This window comes from Streptomyces sp. SBT349 (assembly GCF_001083795.1).
GTDB lineage: Bacteria > Actinomycetota > Actinomycetes > Streptomycetales > Streptomycetaceae > Streptomyces.
The window spans coordinates 1-2,671 of sequence record NZ_LAVK01000573.1; the positions used below are offsets into that span (position 1 = coordinate 1).

General features: G+C 74.2%; 2 protein-coding genes. Both read left to right on the forward strand.

The features are described 5' to 3' along the window. Positions 1-226 precede the first annotated feature (226 nt). A complete protein-coding gene (gene eccB / locus ADY01_RS34735; protein ID WP_049580791.1) occupies positions 227-1,678 on the forward strand; it encodes a type VII secretion protein EccB in 1,452 nt (483 codons plus the stop codon). A gap of 1 nt (position 1,679) precedes the next feature. Continuing rightward, positions 1,680-2,671, forward strand: a 992-nt coding sequence (gene mycP / locus ADY01_RS34740; protein ID WP_049580793.1) for a type VII secretion-associated serine protease mycosin, incomplete at its 3' end; no start/stop codon positions are given.

The window sequence follows — 2,671 nt, forward strand, 5'->3', positions numbered from 1 at the left end:
CCCCCTGCACGCACAACAGCGGCCCCAGCGGCAGCGGTCCACCGGGCCCCGGCAGCGCCCGCGGCGTCACCGCCCCACCCGCCCCACCCGAACCATCCGTCGCCGGCGCCGTCGTGGCACTCGCGCGCATCACCGACCCCCCTCCTGACAGTGACCGAACCGTCACCCGGCATAGTAGATCCTCGGTCTGACGTCCGGTCACGGGCAGGGGGAGGGGCGGACATCCATGGCGTCACGCAAGGACGAACTCAACGCGTACACCTTCGCCAAACGGCGCACGGTGGCGGCGTTCCTCCAACCGGCGCCGGCGGTCACCGAAGAGGGCGCCCCGCGCCCGCTGCGCGCCATCCTGCCCGGCATGATCGTCGGCGCGCTGATCCTGGCGGGCTTCGGCGCCTGGGGGATGTTCCGCCCGTCCGTCCCCGAGAACTGGGACGAGCCCGGCCGCAACATCATCATCGGCAGCGACTCCACCACCCGTTACGTCGTGCTGGAGACGAGGGACAACGCTCAGCTGCACCCCGTCCTCAACCTCTCCTCCGCACGGCTCCTCCTGGACGACCCGGACAGCTTCGACATCGTCAACGTCGACGAGGCCGAACTCGACAGCGGCTCCATCCCGCGTGGTCCCACCCTCGGCATCCCCTACGCCCCCGACCGCCTGCCCTCCACCGAGGAGGCCGCCGACGCCAAGCGCTGGGCGGTCTGCCAGCAGCCGGGCGGCGGGGAGGGCGTTCAGCAGGCGGTGTTCCTGCTCGCCGACGGCGACACCGGACGGGTCGAGGGCGAGGAGCGGCTCACCGGCCGCGACATCCTCTTCGTCTCGGCACCCGACGGCACCCCCTACCTGGTCGACCCGGCGGGCACCAAGTACGCCGTCGCCGAGGAGGAACGGGAGCTGCTGCTGCTCCGGTTCACCGCGGGCGACCCGCAACCGGTGAGCGACGACTGGCTGGCGACGTTCGCCGACGGCGACACGATCGCCTTCCCCGACCTGCCCGGCACCGTCGGCACCCCGGCCGGCGTGCCGGGGCTCGGCCAGGAGGAGAACGTCGTCGGCATGGTCCTCCGTGCCCCGACCGGCGCGGGCTCCCAGCACTACGTCGTCCTGCCCGAACGCGTCGTCCCCGTCTCCGACTTCACCGCCGAGATGGTGCTCAGCCACCCCGGGACGCGGACCCTCGGCCAGAACGGCAGCGCCCTGCCGGCCGGCATCCAGGACTTCACCCCCGCCCCGGCCGACGACAGCCTGGGACGCGACTGGCCCGAGCCCGTCCCCGACCAGGTCAACGGCCCGCAGCGCGACACGTTGTGCTCCGTCCTGCTCGGCGTCGACGGCGAGGACGGCTCCGCCGAGGTCGCCACCTGGGCGGGCGAGGACTACCCCGCCACCATCGCCTCCGGCTCCGCGAGCGCCTACGTCACGCCCGGCTCCGGCCTCCTCTACCGGCAGGTCCAGGGCGAACAGGCCGAGGCCGGCACCGTCTTCCTCGTCACCGACACCGGGCTGCGCTACCCCGTCCAGTCCACCGCCGCCGGTGAGGAGGCCGACCAGGCGCACATCCGCCTCGGCTACGGCGACGTCACGCCGGTGCCGGTGCCCGCCCACTGGTCGGCGTTCCTGCCGACCGGGCCGTTCCTCAACACCGCAGGCGCCAAACAGCCGCAGGGCTCCTGACATGGCACGCCACGCCCGCGCCCGCGCCACGCTGACCGCCCTCGCGCTCACCCTGGCCCTCGCGCCCCTGGGCGCTCCGCCCGCCGCCGGCGCCAACGGCGCCGAGTGCAGGTTCCCCGCCGAGACCATCGAGGAACGCCCCTGGGCGCTCCAGCGCGTTCTGCTCGACCGGGTCTGGCAGGAGAGCCGCGGCGAGGGCGTCAGCGTCGCCGTCATCGACAGCGGGGTCGACACCGCCCACCCCCAACTGGCCGGGGCCGTGGACGCCGACCGCGGCGCGGACTTCACGGACGCCCAGGGCGACCAGACCACCGACACGGTCGGCCACGGCACCAAGGTCGCGGGCATCATCGCCGCCCGCCCCCACGAGGACACCGGCTTCGTCGGCCTGGCGCCCGAGGCGACGATCATCCCCATCCGGCAGAACGACGCGGAGGGCAGCGGCAACGTCGGGACGCTCGCCCGGTCGATCGACCACGCCGTCGCCGCGGGCGCCGACATCATCAACATCTCCCAGGACAGCGAGGGCGCCCTCACCGAGGGGTCGGACCTCGAACGGGCCGTGGACGCCGCCCTGGACGCGGACATCGTGGTCATCGCCTCCGCCGGCAACGAGGGCGCCGACGGAGTGCCGCGCGAGACGTTCCCCGCCTCCTACGAGGGCGTCCTCGCCGTCGCCGCCTCCGACCGCAACAACGAGCGCGCGCCGTTCTCCCAGCCCGGCGAGTTCGTCGGCATCGCCGCCCCCGGCGTCGACATGGTCTCCACGGTCCCCGGCGGCGGCCAGTGCGTGGACAGCGGCAGCAGCTTCGCCGCCCCCTATGTCGCGGGCGTGGCGGCGCTGCTCCGCTCCGCGCGACCCGGCTGGACCGCCCAGCAGATCGTCACCCACCTCCAGCAGACCGCCGAACGCGCCGTCCCCGGCCACGACCCCAACGTCGGCTGGGGCGTGGTCGACCCGGTCCGTGCCCTCACCGAGGACACCGCCACCCC